1 protein-coding gene is annotated in these 259 nt (G+C 49.4%); it reads right to left on the reverse strand.

Going from position 1 to position 259, the window contains the following annotated elements:
• Positions 1-38: 38 nt before the first annotated feature.
• Positions 39-259 (reverse strand): JAB domain-containing protein (locus BUE76_RS23865; protein WP_173702673.1); only part of this gene is annotated, 221 nt, incomplete at its 5' end.

The following is a 259-nucleotide window of genomic DNA, read 5'->3' on the forward strand; positions in this document are numbered from 1 at the left end:
ACCTGAAGCAGGAATAAAAAAGGGAAAGAATAAAGGGGCTATAACAGCCCCTCATCTGCAAAACTGAAGTAATTCTCCGAGGAGATGATTATGTGATCCAGCACCTTGATGTCGAGCATCCTTCCGGCTTCTTTCATCTTGTAGGTAAGTTCTTCATCGGCGCGGCTGGGCCGGAGTGTTCCAGATGGGTGATTATGCGCCAGGATGATGGAGCAGGCACATACCTTGAGTGCCGTGGAGAAAACCAATCGGGGATCAG

It is taken from the genome of Cnuella takakiae, from assembly GCF_001953305.1.
GTDB classification, from domain to species: Bacteria; Bacteroidota; Bacteroidia; order Chitinophagales; family Chitinophagaceae; genus Flavisolibacter; species Flavisolibacter takakiae.